Here is an 18330-nt window from a genome sequence, read left to right as displayed (position 1 = left end):
TACATTATAATAACAACCTTAAATCAAAGGGGTGATCATGCCACACAATGAAATCACAAGGGTTCAAGTCCCTGCCTTAATGCATTTAGCCAAGTTGGGCTATGATTTTATTCCCACTAATTCTAATCCTAACCTAGACACGGCCACTAATATCTTAACAGATAGTTTTACCCAAGCGTTTGAGCGATTAAACCCCACTAAAAACGCACAAGATTCGCTTACTGAAATGAAGAAACACTTGAATTATAATGATTTAGGCAAAAACTTTTATGAATACCTGCTCAAAAGCGAGCATCAAATCATAGACTTTGATAACCCTAGCAACAATCTTTATGAAATGATGGCTGAATTACCCTATAAATCCTTTAGGCCTGACGCCACCCTTTTTATCAATGGCTTGCCTTTGGTGAATATAGAAGTTAAACAGCCTTTGGCCGGACAAGGCATTAAAGAAGAAAGAGATCGCCACATCAAACGCTATAAAAACCCTGAAAACAAAGTTTTTTATAACCTTGCACAAATTTGGCTCTTTAGCGATAACTTACCCTATGATGAAAACAACCCCGATCAAGGTGCGTTTTATAGCGCTTCATATTCGCCCATTTTCCAACGCTTTGTTGAAGCCAATAAGCTAGATATTACCCCCCCCCCCCCCGAAAAAACGATCAAAATCATCAAAACCATCGATCGCTTGAAGAAATTCAAAAAAGTGTCTTAAACGAATTTAACCTTAAAGACACCGACTGCCCAAAAAGCCCTAAAGACACCCCAACAAACGCCCTTTTAACTTCGTTTTGCTCTCCCAAAAGGCTTTGCTTTATCCTAAAATACGGCATCAGTTTCTTAAAAGAAAAATCAGAGTTTAAAAAACACATTTGGCGTTATGCGCAGATGTTTGCGAGCCTGAACGTTTTAAAAGAATTGCAAAAGCATTATGGAACAAACCAAAACCTAAAAGATCCCCTAAAAGGCATCATTTGGCACACGCAAGGCAGCGGTAAAACCGCCTTAACCTACCATTTAACCAAACTCATAAAAGACTTTTTTAACCCGCTAGGGAAAAAGACTAAATTTTATTTTATTGTGGATAGGTTGGATTTATTAGAGCAAGCCAAAAACGAGTTCTTAAAAAGAGGCCTTCAAGCGCATGAGGCAGAAAATAAAGAGGATTTGAGCCAAAAATTAAAAAGCTCTAGCGTGTTTGAAAACCCTCAAGGGAATGATGAAATCATCGTTGTGAATATCCAAAAATTCAAAGCTCCCAATGAAGACCCATCCGATAGCACTCCTAAAGAAATCATTTCTAAAACAGACTTGCAAGAATCCATTCAAAATAGCCACGATTTACAAAGGGTGTTTATCATAGATGAAGCCCACAGGAGCTACGATCCTAAAGGTTGTTTTTACGCTAATTTGATAGAATGCGACAAAACAGCGATTAAAATCGCCCTCACAGGCACACCCCTATTAGAAGATAATGCACAAGATAAAGCCACTAAAAAAACTTTTGGCAACTACTTGCACACCTATTCTTACACAGAATCCATTAAAGACGCCCACACCCTAACACTCCAGTTAGAAACCATTGAAACGAGCTACAAAGAAAAACTGCAAGAAATCTATCGCCTTTTACAAGAAAGCATCACTATTGAAGACATAGAGATTAAAAAAGAAACGATTTTTAATGATGAGAAATACATTAAAGCCATGCTCTCTTATATCATTAGAGATTTATTGAAGTTCAGACAACTGAATGACAACAACGAACAATTAAAGGCTATGGTGGTTTGTTTTTCAAGCAAGCAAGCCAGATTAGCTAATTGGCTTTTTAATGAAGTCCAAGAAGAAGTCTTACAAAAAAACCCCAACCTAAAAATTTTAAACAAACTCAAATCTAGCCTGATTTTGCATGATGAGCAAGAAGTCAAAGAAAAGATTTATTCTTTCAAACATGAAGATACGGATATAGTCTTTGTGTTTAACATGCTTTTAACCGGCTTTGATTTACCCAATCTCAAGCGCCTTTATATCCACAGAGAATTAAAAGATCACAATTTACTCCAAGCCCTAGCCAGAGTGAATCGCCCCTATAACAACATGGCTTTTGGCTATCTTATAGATTTTGTAGGGATTCAAGAAAATTTTGACAAAACGACTGATGATTATTTGAAAGAATTAAACCGATTCAATCAAAGCGGTGCCAATAGCGATTCTAATATCAAAGACATTTTTGCGGATCGTGAGAATTTAGAAAAAGACATTAAAAACGCCTATAACGATCTTTTTAATTACCCCATTGATGATATAGAGGGCATGACTAGCGCCATTGTGAAAATGAGCGAAATTAACGAGTTACAAAAAGTTTCACACGCTATTAAAACGCTCAAAGAGCGCTACAATTTAATCCGCACTTCTAATGATGAAAAAATCCTTTCATTAAAAGAAAAAATTGATATTGAAAAGATCAATAAAATCTCTTCAACGCTTACTCAAAAAGCCAAACAACTCTATGCATTAAAAAATATCAATGAGCCTAAAAACCCCAACGATTTAATCATTTTAGAAGACCTCATCGCTCTTTTAGACTTTAAAATAGCGTATAAAGAAAGCAAAGAATTGCACTTTAAAGAAAGCGAAGAAATTAGCGCCAAACAAAAACAAGCTAAAGAGATTTTAGAAAAAATCCCGGATCAAAAAGATAAAGAAATCCAAAAGATTTATAAAGAATTTTCAAAACTGCTCCAAACGCCCGCAACAAGCCAGAATTTTGAGGAAATTTCTCATTCCTATGATGCGATCATTTCACAACTCAAACAACACAAAGAACAAACCACCCACTTATTAAACAAATACAATAATGATTTATCGTATGCGATCACGCACAAACGCCTCCACGAACGCCTCCACGAACGCCTTATGGAAGAAAACATTTCTGATCCAGTGGGAATTTTCACGCTTTTAAGCGCCTTAAAAAAATCTATTGATGAGCGTATTTCTAAGCGTCAAGAAATCTTAAACGAAGAATACCACCTAAAAAATGCCATAAAAATAGAATTAAGGAACGCTTTCAAAGAAAACCCCTCCTTAAAAGATTTAGAAAAAGAAAAAGAATTTATCGTTCAAACCCTTTTTAACGAGCTACAAAACCACCATCAAGGAAATTCACATGCCCAATAACGCTTTATTGCAAATCAAACAAAACACCCTAAGCCTCATTGATGATTTAAAAGTTACTTGCGCGAGTTATGGTTTAGGGAATGATGGCAACGAATACAAGATCATCACGCAATGCTTTTTGTATAAATTCTTATGCGATAAGTTTGAATTCCTTTTTGAACAAGAATTTCCTAACCAAACAATACAAGATTACAAAGACTTTAGTGAAGAAGAAAAAGAAGATTTTTTTCTTACCTTAATGGATAAAAGACTCCCCAAACTCGCCTATGATGATCTTTTAAGCTATCTTTTTGAAAAACATTTTAACGATAACGATTTACACCTAAAGCTAGATATTATTTTTAATCGTATTTCTAGCAATAATGCCGAGCTTTTTAACACCACAAGCACGGATGAAACCACTATCGCTTTATTTGAAAGCATCTCACAATACATTAATGAAGAGTCTAAAAGGGCTAATTTTACCAGAGCTTTACTAGACAAACTCAGAAATTTTGATTTCAAACAGGCTTTTTTAAACCTACAAAACCAGCAAGGCTATGATTTTTTCGCCCCCATTTTTGAATACTTGCTCAAAGATTACAATAGCAACAAAGGAGGCAAATACGCCGAATACTACACCCCTTTAAGCATCGCTAGCATCATTGCTAAGCTTTTAATTAATGAACCAACTCAAAGCGTCAAAATCTATGATCCAAGCGCAGGCACAGGAACGCTTTTAATGGCATTAGCCCACCAAATAGGCACGGATTCTTGCACCCTTTATGCCCAAGACATTTCGCAAAAATCCTTAAAAATGCTCAAACTCAACCTCATTTTAAACGATTTGACCCACTCTTTAAAATACGCCATTGAGGGAAACACTTTAACCAACCCCTACCATTCTAAAGAATGTAAAGGGAAAATGGATTACATCGTGAGTAACCCCCCTTTCAAGCTGGATTTTTCCAACGAGCATGCCGAAATTTCGCAAAACAAAAACGATTTTTTCTTAGGCGTTCCTAATATCCCTAAAAACGATAAAAGCAAAATACCTATTTACACGCTCTTTTTCCAGCATTGCTTGAACATGCTTAATAATAAGGGTAAGGGGGCTATCGTCGTGCCGACCGGATTCATTAGCGCTAAAAGCGGGATAGAAAATAAGATTGTCAGGCATTTAGTGGATAAAAAGCTCGTTTATGGGGTGATTTGCATGCCCAGTCAAGTTTTTGCCAGCACCGGCACTAATGTGAGCGTCATCTTTTTTAAAAAAGCGCCCAGCGCAAATGAAGTCATTTTGATTGACGCTTCCAAACTCGGCGAAAAATACACCGAAAACAAAAACAAAAAAACGCGCTTAAGAAAAAGCGATATTGATTTGATTTTAGAAACTTTTCAAAATAAAACCCAAAAAGCGGATTTTTGCGCTCTGGTTTCTTTTAATGAAATCATAGAAAAAAACTATTCTCTAAACCCCGGGCAGTATTTCACTATAGAAGACACAAGCGAGAAAATAAGCCAAGCGGAGTTTGAAAATTTAATGCAAAAATATTCAAGCGAACTGACAAGCCTTTTTGATGAAAGCCAGAGCTTGCAACAAGAAATTTTAGAAACTTTAAAAGGGGTTAGGTTTGAGTGAGTGGCAAACATTTTGTTTAAAAGATTTAGGAAAAATAGTCGGTGGCGCTACCCCATCTACCAATAACCCCAAAAACTATGGCAATAAAATTGCTTGGATTACCCCTAAAGATTTATCCACTTTACAAGGGCGTTACATTAAAAAAGGCAGCCGCAGCATTTCACGCTTAGGATTTAAGTCATGCTCTTGTGTGTTACTCCCAAAACATGCCATTTTATTTTCTTCAAGAGCTCCCATAGGTTATGTGGCTATTGCCAAAAAAAGGCTATGCACCAATCAAGGTTTTAAAAGCATTATCCCCAACAAAAAAATTTATTTTGAATTTTTATACTACTTGCTCAAATACCATAAAGATAATATCTCTAACATAGGGGGCGGAACTACTTTTAAAGAAGTTTCAGGGGCTACTTTAGGTCTGTTTAAGGTTAAAATACCCCCTACTTATTACGAACAACAAAAAATCGCCCACACGCTTTCTATCCTAGACCAAAAAATAGAGAACAACCACAAAATCAATGAGCTTTTACACAAAATCCTAGAACTTCTTTATGAGCAATACTTCGTTCGTTTTGATTTTTTAGATGAAAACAACAAACCCTATCAAACTAGCGGCGGAAAAATGAAATTTTCTAAAGAATTAAACCGCCTTATCCCTAACGATTTTGAAGTTAAAACGCTAGGGGAATTAGTGGATATTTTCAGCGGTTATTCTTTTCAATCAAATACATACAGCAACAACAAAAATGATTATATTTTAATCACAAATAAAAATGTTCAACATTCATTAGTTGATTTAAGTATTACAACTAACCTTTTATTTTTACCGAAAAAACTCCCTAAATATTGCCTATTAGAGCCAACAAATATTTTAATTACATTAACAGGACATATTGGACGCTGTGCCTTAGTGTTTTCAAAAAATTGTATTTTAAATCAGCGCGTCGGCGTAGTTTTACCAAAAGAAAAAGAGCTAAACCCCTTTTATTATTCTTTGATAAGAAATCCCCTATTCTCAGCTATACTACAGAGAAACGCTATAGGATCATCTCAACAAAATTTAAGCCCTATTGACACCTTAAAAATTCAAATCCCTTTCAACCATAAAATAATCAAGCAATACTCAAAAACATGCGAAAATATCATTAAATTACTTGTATCCAACATGCAAGCAACCCAAACCCTAACCGTGCTCAGGGACTTTCTGCTCCCCCTACTCCTAAAACAGCAAGTCAAACCTCAATGAAAAATTTTAAAACAAAACTTTTTAAGGGGTAAAAACCCTTTAGTTACAAGAAAGAGAAGTTTCAAAAATTAAAAGTTTGAGTCAAATCCGCTAGTAAGATTTGACCCTAGCACTCTTGCACCAGAGCCAAAATTTTAGTATAATGTGGCGTTGCGAGTGCCATTAAAACTATGATTACTAATCTCATGTTAGGTTATCTCCTTTCTGAGGTAACCACCCACTGTTACCCTCAACCCTAACATACTCCAAATACCGCAACCAAAGAGAAAACCAAGAGATTACTACTTGCGTTCGTTTATTATAGAAACAATCAACCCAAAAAACGCTAAAAAATTTTAAGCGATCTTTTAGGGTTAAATGAAGTTTTATTCAAAAAATGAAGTTTTACAAAAAAGAGTTTTTAAACAACAACTAAGCAAACTCATGCTACAATCTCTCTTTTTGATTGCGGAGTATGGCGCAGCCTGATTAGCGCGCACCCTTGGGGTGGGTGAGGTCGTGGGTTTGAATCCCGCTACTCCGACCATGACTTTTTAAAAAAGCTTCAATTACTATCATTTCATTATATAATCACACCAAGCAAAATGATTTTTAAGCATGATGATTTAAAGGATTTCTATTGAATCGTTTCTTTAACCGAGAGCTTTCATGGTTAGCTTTTAACACAAGGGTTTTAAACGAAGCCAAAGATGAGAGCTTGCCTTTATTAGAGCGCTTGAAATTTTTAGCCATTTATGACACGAATTTAGACGAATTTTACATGATAAGAGTGGCAGGGCTTAAACAACTCTATGAGCATAAAATCGCCTCTAAAGGCATTGATGGCGCAAGCCCTGAAGAACAATTAGAAAAAATCAAGCATTATTTAGCGCATGAAATTGAAGAAAGGGAGTTAGAATTTCAAAAAATCCAAGCCCTACTCTTTAAAAAAGGGCTTTGTATCACCCCCTATAATGAATTGAATTTAGAGCAAAAAGCTAAGGCTAAAACCTATTTTAAAGAGCAACTTTATGCGTTAGTTTTGCCTTTTAAGTTGGATTCTTCGCACACTTTCCCGCCTTTAGGGAATTTGACTTTTGCGCTTTTTGCCCGCATTAAAGACAAAGAAACCCAAACCATCTCCTATGCGCTCATCAAACTCCCCTCTTTTATCTTCCGTTTTGTAGAGCTAGAAAAAGGCTTGTTTGTGCTGGCTGAAGAAATCGTAGAAGCGCATTTAGAAGAATTGTTTTTAGAGCATGAGATTTTAGATTGCATGGCGTTTAGAGTAACTTGCGATGCGGATATTGCCATCACTGAAGATGAAGCGCATGATTATGCGGATTTGATGAGTAAGAGTTTAAGGAAACGCAATCAAGGCGAAATCGTGCGCTTGCAAACTCAAAAAGGCAGTCAAGAGCTTTTAAAAACCCTTTTAGCGTCTTTAAGGAGTTTTCAAACCCACTCTTACAAAAAGCACAAACTCACCGGCATGCATACCTATAAAAGCGCGATTATGCTCAATTTAGGGGATTTGTGGGAATTGGTCAATCATAGCGATTTTAAAGCGCTTAAATCGCCCAATTTCACGCCCAAAATCCACCCTCATTTCAATGAAAACGATCTTTTCAAATCCATAGAAAAGCAAGATCTGTTGCTGTTCCACCCGTATGAAAGTTTTGAGCCCGTGATTGATCTAATAGAGCAAGCCGCTAGCGATCCCACCACCCTTTCTATCAAAATGACGCTTTATCGTGTGGGCAAGCATTCCCCCATTGTCAAAGCTTTAATTGAAGCAGCGAGCAAGATTCAAGTGAGCGTTTTAGTGGAATTAAAAGCGCGCTTTGATGAAGAAAGCAATCTGCATTGGGCAAAAGCTTTAGAAAGGGCGGGCGCGTTAGTCGTTCATGGCGTTTTCAAACTCAAAGTGCATGCCAAAATGCTAGTGATCACTAAAAAAACAGACAACCAATTACGCCATTTCACCCATTTAAGCACGGGCAATTACAACCCTTTGAGCGCTAAAATCTATACCGATGTGAGTTTTTTTAGTACTAAAAATGAAATCGCTAACGACATTATCAAGCTTTTCCATTCCTTACTCACTAGCAGCGCAACTAATAGCGCATTAGAAACGCTTTTTATGGCGCCCAAACAGATCAAGCCTAAAATCATTGAACTCATTCAAAATGAAATGAATCACCAACAAGAAGGCTATATCATTTTAAAAGCCAACGCCCTAGTGGATAGCGAAATCATTGAATGGCTCTATCAAGCCTCTCAAAAAGGGGTTAAAATTGATCTCATTATTAGAGGGATTTGCTGTTTAAAGCCCCAAGTCAAGGGATTGAGCGAAAATATCAGGGTGTATTCTATTGTGGGGAAATATTTAGAACATGCACGCATTTATTATTTTAAACATGAGAATATCTATTTTTCTAGCGCGGATTTAATGCCCAGAAATTTAGAAAGGCGCGTGGAATTGCTTGTCCCGGCCACAAACCCAAAGATCGCTAATAAATTGTTACATGTTCTAGAAATCCAATTGAAAGACACTCTAAAACGCTACGAGTTAAATTCTAAAGGCCGTTACGCAAAAGTTTCAAACCCTAACGATCCTTTAAATTCGCAGGATTATTTTGAAAAACAAGCCCTTAAAACCTTTTAAGGGTTATCGTTCAAATCATAAAAGATAAGGATTTAAATGCTTTATTCGTTATTAAAAAAATATCTTTTTAGCCTAGACGCTGAAGACGCGCATGAAAAAGTGTGTAAAATTTTAAAAATGCTTTCTTCATCGCCCTTTTTGTGTCGTTTGATTGATTCTCAATGGGGTTATAAAAACCCAAAGCTTGAAAATGAAATTTTAGGCTTGCATTTCCCTAACCCCTTAGGATTAGCCGCTGGTTTTGATAAAAATATCTCCATGCTCAGGGCGTTAATCGCTTTTGGGTTTGGCTATTTAGAGGCAGGCACTCTCACCAATGAAGCACAAATGGGGAATGAAAGACCAAGGCTTTTCAGGCACATTGAAGAAGAGTCCTTGCAAAATGCGATGGGGTTTAATAATCATGGAGCGGTTTTAGGAGTGAGATCGTTCAATCGCTTCGCCCCTTATAAAACCCCTATTGGCATCAATTTAGGCAAAAACAAACACATAGAGCAAGCGCATGCCCTAGAAGATTACAAAGCGGTTTTAAATAAATGTTTAAACATTGGCGATTATTACACCTTCAACCTTTCTTCGCCCAACACCCCTAATTTAAGGGATTTACAAAACAAAGCGTTTGTGAATGAGCTTTTTTGCATGGCTAAAGAAATGACTCATAAGCCTTTATTTTTAAAAATCGCCCCGGATTTAGAAACAGACGCCATGCTAGAGGTTGTCAATAGCGCTATTGAATCAGGAGCGCATGGAATCATTGCGACTAACACCACGATTGATAAAAGCCTAGTGTTCGCTCCTAAAGAAATGGGGGGCTTGAGCGGGAAATGCTTGACCAAAAAAAGCCGTGAAATCTTTAAAGAACTGGCTAAAGCTTTTTTTAATAAAAGCGTTCTTATTTCTGTGGGGGGGATTAGCGATGCCAAAGATGCTTATGAAAGGATTAAAATGGGAGCGAGTCTGTTACAAATTTATAGCGCTTTTATTTACAATGGGCCAAATTTATGCCAAAATATTCTTAAAGATTTGGTAAAATTACTCCAAAAAGATGGATTTTTGAGCGTCAAAGAGGCTATAGGAGCGGATTTAAGATGAAACATTTTTCTGTTAAAAGACTTTTGAGGCTTAGTTCTGTCTTGTTAGTCACTTTAGGAGCGAGCATGCACGCACAATCTTACTTACCCAAACATGAGAGTATTACCTTAAAGAATGGGTTGCAAGTCGTAAGCGTCCCCCTAGAAAATAAAACCGGGGTTATAGAAGTGGATGTGCTTTATAAAGTCGGCTCTAGAAACGAAGTCATGGGCAAGAGCGGGATCGCTCACATGTTAGAGCATTTGAATTTTAAAAGCACTAAAAACCTTAAGGCCGGCGAATTTGACAAGATCGTTAAGCGTTTTGGGGGCGTGAGTAACGCTTCTACGAGCTTTGATATTACACGCTATTTTATTAAAACCAGTCAAGCTAACTTGGATAAATCTTTAGAATTGTTCGCTGAAACCATGGGTTCTTTGAATTTAAAAGAAGATGAGTTTTTGCCTGAGCGTCAAGTGGTCGCTGAAGAAAGGCGATGGCGCACTGATAATTCCCCTATCGGCATGCTTTATTTCCGCTTTTTTAACACCGCTTATGTCTATCACCCCTACCATTGGACGCCCATTGGTTTTATGGACGATATTCAAAACTGGACTTTAAAAGACATTAAAAAATTCCATTCGCTCTACTATCAGCCTAAAAACGCTATTATTTTAGTGGTAGGCGATGTCAATTCTCAAAAGGTTTTTGAATTGAGTAAAAAGCATTTTGAATCCTTAAAAAACCTTGATGGAAAAACTATCCCCACCCCTTACATGAAAGAGCCTAAGCAAGATGGAGTCAGAACGGCAGTCGTGCATAAAGATGGGGTCCATTTAGAATGGGTAGCCCTTGGGTATAAAGTGCCTGCTTTCAAGCATAAAGATCAAGTCGCCCTAGATGCGTTAAGCAAGCTTTTAGGCGAGGGTAAAAGCTCATGGTTGCAAAGCGAATTAGTGGATAAAAAACGCCTGGCTTCTCAAGCCTTCTCGCACAACATGCAATTACAAGATGAAAGCGTGTTTTTATTCATTGCGGGGGGTAATCCCAATGTCAAAGCCGAAGCCTTGCAAAAAGAAATCGTAGCGCTTTTAGAAAAGCTTAAAAAAGGCGAAATCACTCAAGCTGAATTAGACAAGATCAAAATCAATCAAAAAGCTGACTTTATTTCTAATTTAGAAAGTTCTAGCGATGTTGCGGGGCTTTTTGCGGACTATTTAGTGCAAAACGATATTCAAGGCTTGACGGATTATCAGCAACAATTTTTGGATTTAAAGGTGAGCGATTTGGTGCGTGTGGCCAATGAATATTTTAAAGACACCCAATCAACCACCGTGTTTTTGAAACCTTAAAAGAGCCTTATAACATGCAATTTCATTCATCTAGTGCGTTAATTACGCCTTTTAAAAAAGATTTGAGCGTTGATGAGGCCGTTTATGAAGCCTTGATCAAGCGCCAAATTTTTCAGGGCATGGACGCATGCGTGCCTGTTGGCACGACAGGAGAATCCGCCACGCTCACCCATAAAGAGCATATGCACTGCATTGAAATCGCCGTAGAAACTTGCAAAAACACTAAAACGCTCTCAAATTCGCGCATGAAAGTGTTAGCCGGTGTGGGCAGTAACGCCACGAGCGAGTCCCTTTCTTTAGCAAAGTTCGCTCAAAAAATCGGCGCGGATGCGATTTTATGCGTAAGCCCCTATTATAACCGCCCCACCCAACAAGGCTTGTTTGAACATTATAAAACTATCGCTCAATCGGTGGAAATCCCTGTCATGCTTTATGATGTGCCAAGTAGAACAGGCGTGTCTATTGAAGTTTCAACCGCTCTCAAACTCTTTAGAGAAGTCCCTAACATTAAAGCCATTAAAGAAGCGTCTGGCTCTTTGAAAAGAGTGACAGAATTGCATTATTACGAAAAAGATTTTAAAATTTTTAGTGGGGAAGATTCACTCAACCACTCCATCATGTTTTCAGGGGGGTGTGGCGTGATTTCAGTAACCGGTAATTTAATGCCCAATCTGATTTCACAAATGGTCAATTGCACGCTCAAACTTGAATACCAACAAGCCCTAGAAATCCAAAACAAGCTTTTTCCTTTGCACCAAGCCCTTTTTGTAGAAACAAATCCTATCCCTATTAAAATGGCTATGCATTTAGCCGGCTTGATTGAAAACCCAAGCTACAGACTGCCTTTAGTGGCCCCAAGCAAAGAAACGATTCAACTTTTAGAAAAAACTTTACAACAATATGAGGTCATTGCATGAACAATTCCAATCACATGAAAAATAAAACCCTAGTGATCAGCGGCGCGACTAGAGGGATTGGCAAGGCGATATTGTATCGCTTCGCTCAAAGCGGCGTGAATATCGCTTTCACTTACAATAAAAATGTTGAAGAAGCCAACAAAATTATAGAAGATGTGGAGCAAAAATATTTTATTAAAGCCAAAGCCTACCCCCTCAATGTTTTAGAGCCTGAGCAATACACGGAGCTTTTTAAGCAAATTGACGCTGATTTTGACAGAGTGGATTTTTTTATTTCTAACGCTATTATTTACGGGCGTTCTGTCGTGGGCGGATTTGCGCCGTTTATGCGATTAAAACCTAAGGGGTTAAACAATATTTACACAGCCACTGTGTTAGCGTTTGTGGTGGGGGCTCAAGAAGCGGCAAAACGCATGCAAAAAATAGGCGGTGGGGCGATCGTGAGCTTAAGCTCTACCGGGAATTTAGTCTATATGCCTAATTACGCCGGGCATGGCAATTCTAAAAACGCCGTAGAAACCATGGTCAAATACGCTGCTGTTGATTTAGGCGAGTTTAACATTAGAGTGAATGCGGTGAGTGGCGGGCCTATTGATACGGACGCTTTGAAAGCCTTCCCTGATTATGTGGAGATTAAAGAAAAAGTAGAAGAGCAATCGCCCCTAAAACGCATGGGCAATCCTAACGATCTAGCCGGAGCGGCTTATTTTTTATGCGATGAAACCCAAAGCGGTTGGCTTACAGGGCAAACGATCGTTGTAGATGGCGGGACTACTTTTAAATAAAGATATTTCTTGCAAAACATTATTCACATCCACCAAAACAAAGAGTTGCAATTCATTAAAAAATGTTTGTTGTGCTATTTTTTCGCCCCTTTGTGTGGGGCTATCTTGCTAGTGCTTTTTCTTGTTTCAAGCGGGGCAAAATCGTTTCAAATTTCTAACCTCTTTAATAATCAACTAGCTTATATCGTTTTATTGTCTCTTTTTTTATGCGCGCTTGGGTTTATTGCCGGAGCCATTGGTTTTTACAGGCTTTCTAAAATCACACGCCATCTGAGTTTTTTTGAAAATTTTGCTTTCAGTTTTTTGGCGGTGATTTTATGCGCCCTTTTAAGCTATCTTATCCCTAACGCCAGTAACGCTCTTTCACTAATCGGTAATGGCGTTTCTATTTTTTATTTGCATAAACTCTATAGAGAATTGAGCCTTTATACGCAAGAAAGGTTTTTTTTAAGCGGGTTTAGGTTATTGCTTTTTAGTTTCATGCTGGCTCTTTTAGGGATTTTAGCGCAAGCGTTAGTTGTCATTTTTTTAACGATCGCTGTGATTTTAATGTGTGTGGCACTGGGATTTTTAGGGCGCGCGTTTTTGAATTTTTCACAAGTCTTTTTGAAAGCATGAAAATTTTAAAACTCCTGCCTAATTTTTTAACGATTTTACGCATCGTCTTATCCTTATTTTTATTATTTTTATTGTTAAACACGCGCACTTATTTTAGTTTTTTAACCCCCTTTCACATCAACATGATCTCTTCATTGGTTTTTTTGTTTGCCGCGCTAACGGATTTATTGGACGGATACATCGCTAGAAGCTATAAAGCCAGATCGCGCTTTGGGGAAATCTTTGACCCTTTAGCGGATAAAATCCTTATTTTGAGTGCGTTTTTAGGGTTAGTCCATTTGGATCGTGTGAATGCGTGGATCCCGTTTGTGATTTTAGGGCGTGAATTTTTTATTTCAGGGCTTAGAGTCTTAGCCGCTAATGAAAAAAAGGATATTCCTGTCAATGCGTTAGGCAAGTATAAAACCGTTTCTCAAGTCGTGGCGATTGGCGCTTTATTGGCTGATGTAACTTACTCTTATGCACTTGTGGCTATAGCGGTTTTTTTAACCCTTTATTCGGGGATAGATTACACTATTAAATATTATAAATCTTAATGTTTTAGAAGAAGTTTTTAGCGTTTTTTAAAAAATACCTCAAAGCTCCGTTCTCATCAAATATTGATAAACATTAACCTTAATTCTTTCGTTTTTTTATAAATTTTATTTTCAATATTCAATTAAAAAAAATCATTTTATTTTATTTTTGTTATAATTCAAGCTATTTTTATTTTCAATCTAAGGAGGTGTCGCATGGACAATCAAAAGATAACGCATCAAAATATCGCGCAAAAACAAGGCGAGCTTAAAAGAGACATGAAAATGCGCCATCTCTTAATGATTGCCTTTGGGGGAGCGATTGGCACAGGGCTTTTTGTAGGCACTGGAGGTAATATTGCGAGTGCTGGCCCTTTAGGGACTTTGATCGCTTATTGTTTTGGAGGGCTTGTGGTCTATTGTATCATGCTCTCTTTAGGCGAATTGGCTAGCGTTTATCCCACTACGGGAAGCTTTGGGGATTATGCGGCTAAATTCATAGGCCCTGGCACGGGCTATATGGTTTTTTGGATGTATTGGCTTGGCTGGGTGATTACGGTGGCGCTAGAATACATCGCTATAGGCATGATCATGCAACGCTGGTTTGCTGGTATTCCTATCCATTATTGGGTTATTTTATGCATTGCGTTAGTTTTTTTATTGAACTTCTTTTCGGTTAAAATTTTTGCTGAAGGCGAGTTTTTCTTCAGCCTGATTAAAGTTTTAGCGGTGATCGCTTTTATAGGCATTGGTGCGATTGGGATCATTTATCAAATCTATTTGCATGGGTTTAGTTCTATTTTTGATAATTTCCATTTTGGCGATAAGGGGTTTTTCCCTAACGGAAGCGCAGCGGTTTTTAGTGCGATGCTTGCAGTGATTTTCGCATTCACCGGCACAGAGGTGATTGGGGTGGCTGTGGGAGAAACTAAAAACGCTAGCGAAGTGATGCCTAAAGCGATTAAAGCGACTTTGTGGCGGATTGTCTTTTTCTTTTTAGGCTCTGTGTTTGTCATTTCTGTTTTTTTACCCATGAGCGATTCTTCTATCACGCAAAGCCCTTTTGTGAGCGTTTTAGAACGCATCAATTTGCCCTTTATTGGCATGGGTATCCCTTATGTGGCTGATATAATGAACGCTGTTATCATTACGGCGATGTTTTCTACCGCTAATTCAGGGCTTTATGGAGCGAGCCGCATGATTTATGGGCTGTCCAAACAAAAGATGTTTTTTAAGGTTTTTTCCAAACTCAACCGACAAGGCACGCCCACTTATGCGATGTTTTTTTCCCTTTCTTTTTCTCTCATAGGGCTTTTAGTCCAAATTTATGCCAAAGAAAATGTCGTGGAAGCTTTGATTAATGTGATCAGTTTCACGGTGATTATTGTGTGGGTTAGCGTGTCTGTTTTGCAATATTCTTTCCGCAAGCAATACTTAAAAGCCGGGCATTCTTTAGCGGATTTGCCTTATAAAGCCCCCTTTCTACCCTTTTTGCAACTCATAGGGATCACTGGGTGTGTCATCGGCGTGATTGGTTCGGCTATGGATAAAGATCAACGCATTGGGATGATTTTAACGATTGTTTTTGCCATTGTGTGTTACATTGGATACTATTTTACACAAAAAGCTAATGAAAATAACAAAAAAGATTTGATATAATCTTTTTTTAATTTTGAAGTTTAGCAAATTTTAAGGAAGTAACCATGATGAAAAAAACCCTTTTTATCTCTTTGGCTTTAGCGTTAAGCTTGAATGCGGGCAATATCCAAATCCAAAGCATGCCCAAAGTTAAAGAGCGAGTGAGTGTCCCCTCTAAAGACGATACGATCTATTCTTACCACGATTCGATTAAGGATTCGATTAAAGCGGTGGTGAATATCTCCACTGAAAAGAAGATTAAAAACAATTTTATAGGTGGCGGTGTGTTTAATGACCCCTTTTTCCAACAATTTTTTGGGGATTTGGGCGGCATGATTCCTAAAGAAAGAATGGAAAGGGCTTTAGGCAGCGGCGTAATCATTTCTAAAGATGGCTATATTGTAACTAATAACCATGTGATTGATGGCGCAGATAAGATTAAAGTTACCATTCCAGGGAGCAATAAAGAATATTCCGCTACTTTAGTAGGCACGGACTCTGAAAGCGATTTAGCGGTGATTCGCATCACTAAAGACAACTTGCCCACGATCAAATTCTCTGATTCTAACGATATTTCAGTGGGCGATTTGGTTTTTGCGATTGGTAACCCTTTTGGCGTGGGTGAAAGCGTTACTCAAGGCATTGTTTCAGCGCTCAATAAAAGCGGGATTGGGATCAACAGCTATGAGAATTTCATTCAAACAGACGCTTCCATTAATCCTGGAAATTCCGGCGGCGCTTTGATTGATAGCCGTGGAGGGTTAGTGGGGATCAATACCGCTATTATCTCTAAAACCGGGGGCAACCACGGCATTGGCTTTGCTATCCCTTCTAACATGGTTAAAGATATTGTAACCCAGCTCATCAAAACCGGTAAGATTGAGAGAGGTTACTTGGGCGTGGGCTTGCAAGATTTGAGCGGCGATTTGCAAAATTCTTATGACAATAAAGAAGGGGCGGTAGTCATTAGCGTAGAAAAAGACTCTCCGGCTAAAAAAGCAGGGATTTTGGTGTGGGATTTGATCACTGAAGTCAATGGGAAAAAGGTTAAAAACACGAACGAATTGAGAAATCTAATCGGCTCTATGCTACCCAATCAAAGAGTAACCTTAAAAGTCATTAGAGATAAAAAAGAACGCACCTTCACCCTCACTCTTGCCGAAAGGAAAAACCCTAACAAAAAAGAAACAATTTCTGCTCAAAACGGCGCGCAAGGCCAATTGAACGGGCTTCAAGTAGAAGATTTAACTCAAAAAACCAAAAGGTCTATGCGTTTGAGTGATGATGTTCAAGGGGTTTTAGTTTCTCAAGTGAATGAAAATTCCCCAGCAGAGCAAGCCGGCTTTAGGCAAGGTAACATTATCACAAAAATTGAAGAGGTTGAAGTTAAAAGCGTTGCGGATTTTAACCATGCTTTAGAAAAGTATAAAGGCAAACCCAAACGATTCTTAGTTTTAGATTTGAATCAAGGTTATAGGATCATTTTGGTGAAATGATAGAGGTGGGTTGTTAGTCGCATGTCTTTGATTAGAGTGAATGGGGAAGCTTTTAAACTCTCTTTAGAAAGTTTGGAAGAAGACCCTTTTGAAACTAAAGAAACGCTAGAAACGCTTGTTAAACAAACGAGCGTTGTTTTATTGGCTGCTGGGGAATCGAAACGATTTTCTCAAACCATCAAAAAACAATGGCTGCGCTCTAATCATACCCCCTTATGGCTCAGCGTTTATGAAAGCTTTAAAGAAGCCCTAGACTTTAAAGAAATCCTTCTAGTCGTAAGCGAATTGGATTATATTTATATCAAACGCCACTACCCTGAAATCAAGCTTGTAAAAGGCGGAGCATCAAGGCAAGAATCCGTTCGTAACGCTTTAAAAATAATTGATAGCGCTTACACGATCACCAGCGATGTGGCTAGGGGTTTGGCCAATATTGAAGCGCTCAAAAGTTTGTTTTTAACCCTCCAACAAACCAGCCATTATTGCATCGCTCCTTACTTGCCTTGCTATGACACAGCGATCTATTATAACGAGGCTTTAGACAGAGAAGCGATCAAACTCATTCAAACCCCGCAATTAAGCCACACCAAAACGCTCCAATCAGCCCTAAATCAAGGGGATTTTAAAGATGAAAGCAGCGCGATTTTACAAGCTTTCCCTAATCGTGTGAGCTATATTGAAGGCAGTAAGGATTTGCACAAGCTCACCACGAGCGGCGATTTGAGGCATTTCGCGTTCTTTTTTAACCCAGCAAAAGACACTTTTATAGGCATGGGCTTTGATACGCATGCATTCATTAAAGATAAGCCTATGGTTTTAGGGGGGGTTGTTTTGGATTGCGAGTTTGGGTTAAAGGCCCATAGCGATGGCGATGCTTTGTTGCATGCGGTTATTGATGCGATTTTAGGAGCGATTAAAGGGGGGGATATTGGCGAATGGTTCCCTGATAATGACCCGCAATACAAAAACGCCTCTTCTAAAGAGCTTTTAAAAATCGTGTTGGATTTTTCTCAAAGCATTGGGTTTGAATTGCTTGAAATGGGAGCGACTATCTTTAGCGAAATCCCCAAAATCACTCCTTACAAACCGGCGATTTTAGAGAATTTGAGCCAACTTTTGGGTTTAGAAAAATCTCAAATCAGCTTGAAAGCCACCACAATGGAAAAAATGGGGTTCATTGGCAAACAAGAAGGGCTGTTAGTCCAAGCGCATGTGAGCATGCGTTATAAACAAAAACTTTAAAGGTAAGG

General features: G+C 38.3%; 14 protein-coding genes and 1 tRNA gene. All 15 read left to right on the top strand.

Annotated features, from left to right (window positions below):
* Positions 1 to 37 precede the first annotated feature (37 nt).
* Positions 38 to 718 carry a type I restriction endonuclease gene (locus tag P6280_RS03990; protein ID WP_283237059.1) on the top strand — a complete coding sequence of 227 codons (681 nt, stop codon included), beginning with the start codon at positions 38 to 40 and terminating at the stop codon, positions 716 to 718.
* Positions 719 to 891: 173 nt separating this feature from the next.
* Positions 892 to 3177, top strand: coding sequence for a DEAD/DEAH box helicase family protein (locus P6280_RS03985; RefSeq protein ID WP_283237058.1), 2286 nt, complete (start codon positions 892 to 894; stop codon positions 3175 to 3177).
* Positions 3167 to 4798 carry an N-6 DNA methylase gene (locus P6280_RS03980; protein ID WP_283237057.1) on the top strand — a complete coding sequence of 544 codons (1632 nt, stop codon included), beginning with the start codon at positions 3167 to 3169 and terminating at the stop codon, positions 4796 to 4798. Before P6280_RS03985 ends, P6280_RS03980 begins: the two co-directional genes overlap by 11 nt.
* Positions 4791 to 6041, top strand: a complete 1251-nt coding sequence (locus P6280_RS03975) for a restriction endonuclease subunit S (protein ID WP_283237056.1) — start codon at positions 4791 to 4793, stop codon at positions 6039 to 6041. The genes P6280_RS03980 and P6280_RS03975 overlap by 8 nt, the downstream gene beginning before the upstream one ends.
* A 448-nt stretch (positions 6042 to 6489) precedes the next feature.
* Positions 6490 to 6567: transfer RNA gene (locus P6280_RS03970), tRNA-Pro, on the top strand.
* Positions 6568 to 6660: 93 nt separating this feature from the next.
* Positions 6661 to 8688 carry an RNA degradosome polyphosphate kinase gene (locus P6280_RS03965; protein WP_283237055.1) on the top strand — a complete coding sequence of 676 codons (2028 nt, stop codon included), beginning with the start codon at positions 6661 to 6663 and terminating at the stop codon, positions 8686 to 8688.
* A 36-nt stretch (positions 8689 to 8724) separates the two neighbouring features.
* The gene (locus P6280_RS03960) at positions 8725 to 9780 is read left to right on the top strand and encodes a quinone-dependent dihydroorotate dehydrogenase (protein ID WP_283237054.1); all 1056 of its coding nucleotides are present in this window, start codon (positions 8725 to 8727) and stop codon (positions 9778 to 9780) included.
* Positions 9777 to 11111 (top strand): zinc protease PqqE, encoded by a 1335-nt coding sequence (gene pqqE / locus P6280_RS03955; RefSeq protein WP_283237053.1) that lies wholly within the window; start codon positions 9777 to 9779, stop codon positions 11109 to 11111. Before P6280_RS03960 ends, pqqE begins: the two co-directional genes overlap by 4 nt.
* A 14-nt stretch (positions 11112 to 11125) precedes the next feature.
* Complete coding sequence (dapA, locus tag P6280_RS03950; protein ID WP_283237052.1) at positions 11126 to 12028, top strand: 4-hydroxy-tetrahydrodipicolinate synthase; 903 nt, start codon at positions 11126 to 11128, stop codon at positions 12026 to 12028.
* Positions 12025 to 12813, top strand: coding sequence for an enoyl-ACP reductase (locus tag P6280_RS03945; protein ID WP_096419759.1), 789 nt, complete (start codon positions 12025 to 12027; stop codon positions 12811 to 12813). The genes dapA and P6280_RS03945 overlap by 4 nt, the downstream gene beginning before the upstream one ends.
* A 9-nt stretch (positions 12814 to 12822) precedes the next feature.
* Positions 12823 to 13431, top strand: a complete 609-nt coding sequence (locus tag P6280_RS03940) for a hypothetical protein (RefSeq protein WP_283237051.1) — start codon at positions 12823 to 12825, stop codon at positions 13429 to 13431.
* Entirely contained in the window at positions 13428 to 13967 is a 540-nt protein-coding gene (gene pgsA, locus P6280_RS03935) for a CDP-diacylglycerol--glycerol-3-phosphate 3-phosphatidyltransferase (protein ID WP_017180879.1), read from the top strand. The genes P6280_RS03940 and pgsA overlap by 4 nt, the downstream gene beginning before the upstream one ends.
* 195 nt (positions 13968 to 14162) lie before the next feature.
* On the top strand, positions 14163 to 15605 hold the full coding sequence (locus P6280_RS03930; protein ID WP_283237050.1) for an amino acid permease: 1443 nt from the start codon (positions 14163 to 14165) through the stop codon (positions 15603 to 15605).
* A 44-nt stretch (positions 15606 to 15649) separates the two neighbouring features.
* A complete protein-coding gene (locus P6280_RS03925) occupies positions 15650 to 17080 on the top strand; it encodes a DegQ family serine endoprotease (RefSeq protein WP_017283927.1) in 1431 nt (476 codons plus the stop codon).
* A 21-nt stretch (positions 17081 to 17101) separates the two neighbouring features.
* Positions 17102 to 18322: a bifunctional 2-C-methyl-D-erythritol 4-phosphate cytidylyltransferase/2-C-methyl-D-erythritol 2,4-cyclodiphosphate synthase gene (locus P6280_RS03920; RefSeq protein WP_283237049.1), complete on the top strand. Its 1221-nt coding sequence runs from the start codon at positions 17102 to 17104 to the stop codon at positions 18320 to 18322.
* The last annotated feature ends 8 nt before the right edge of the window (positions 18323 to 18330 follow it).

The organism is Helicobacter sp. 219-2 (assembly GCF_030053225.1).
Taxonomy (GTDB): domain Bacteria; phylum Campylobacterota; class Campylobacteria; order Campylobacterales; family Helicobacteraceae; genus Helicobacter; species Helicobacter pylori_C.
This window is presented reverse-complemented; position numbering and strand designations above follow the sequence as displayed.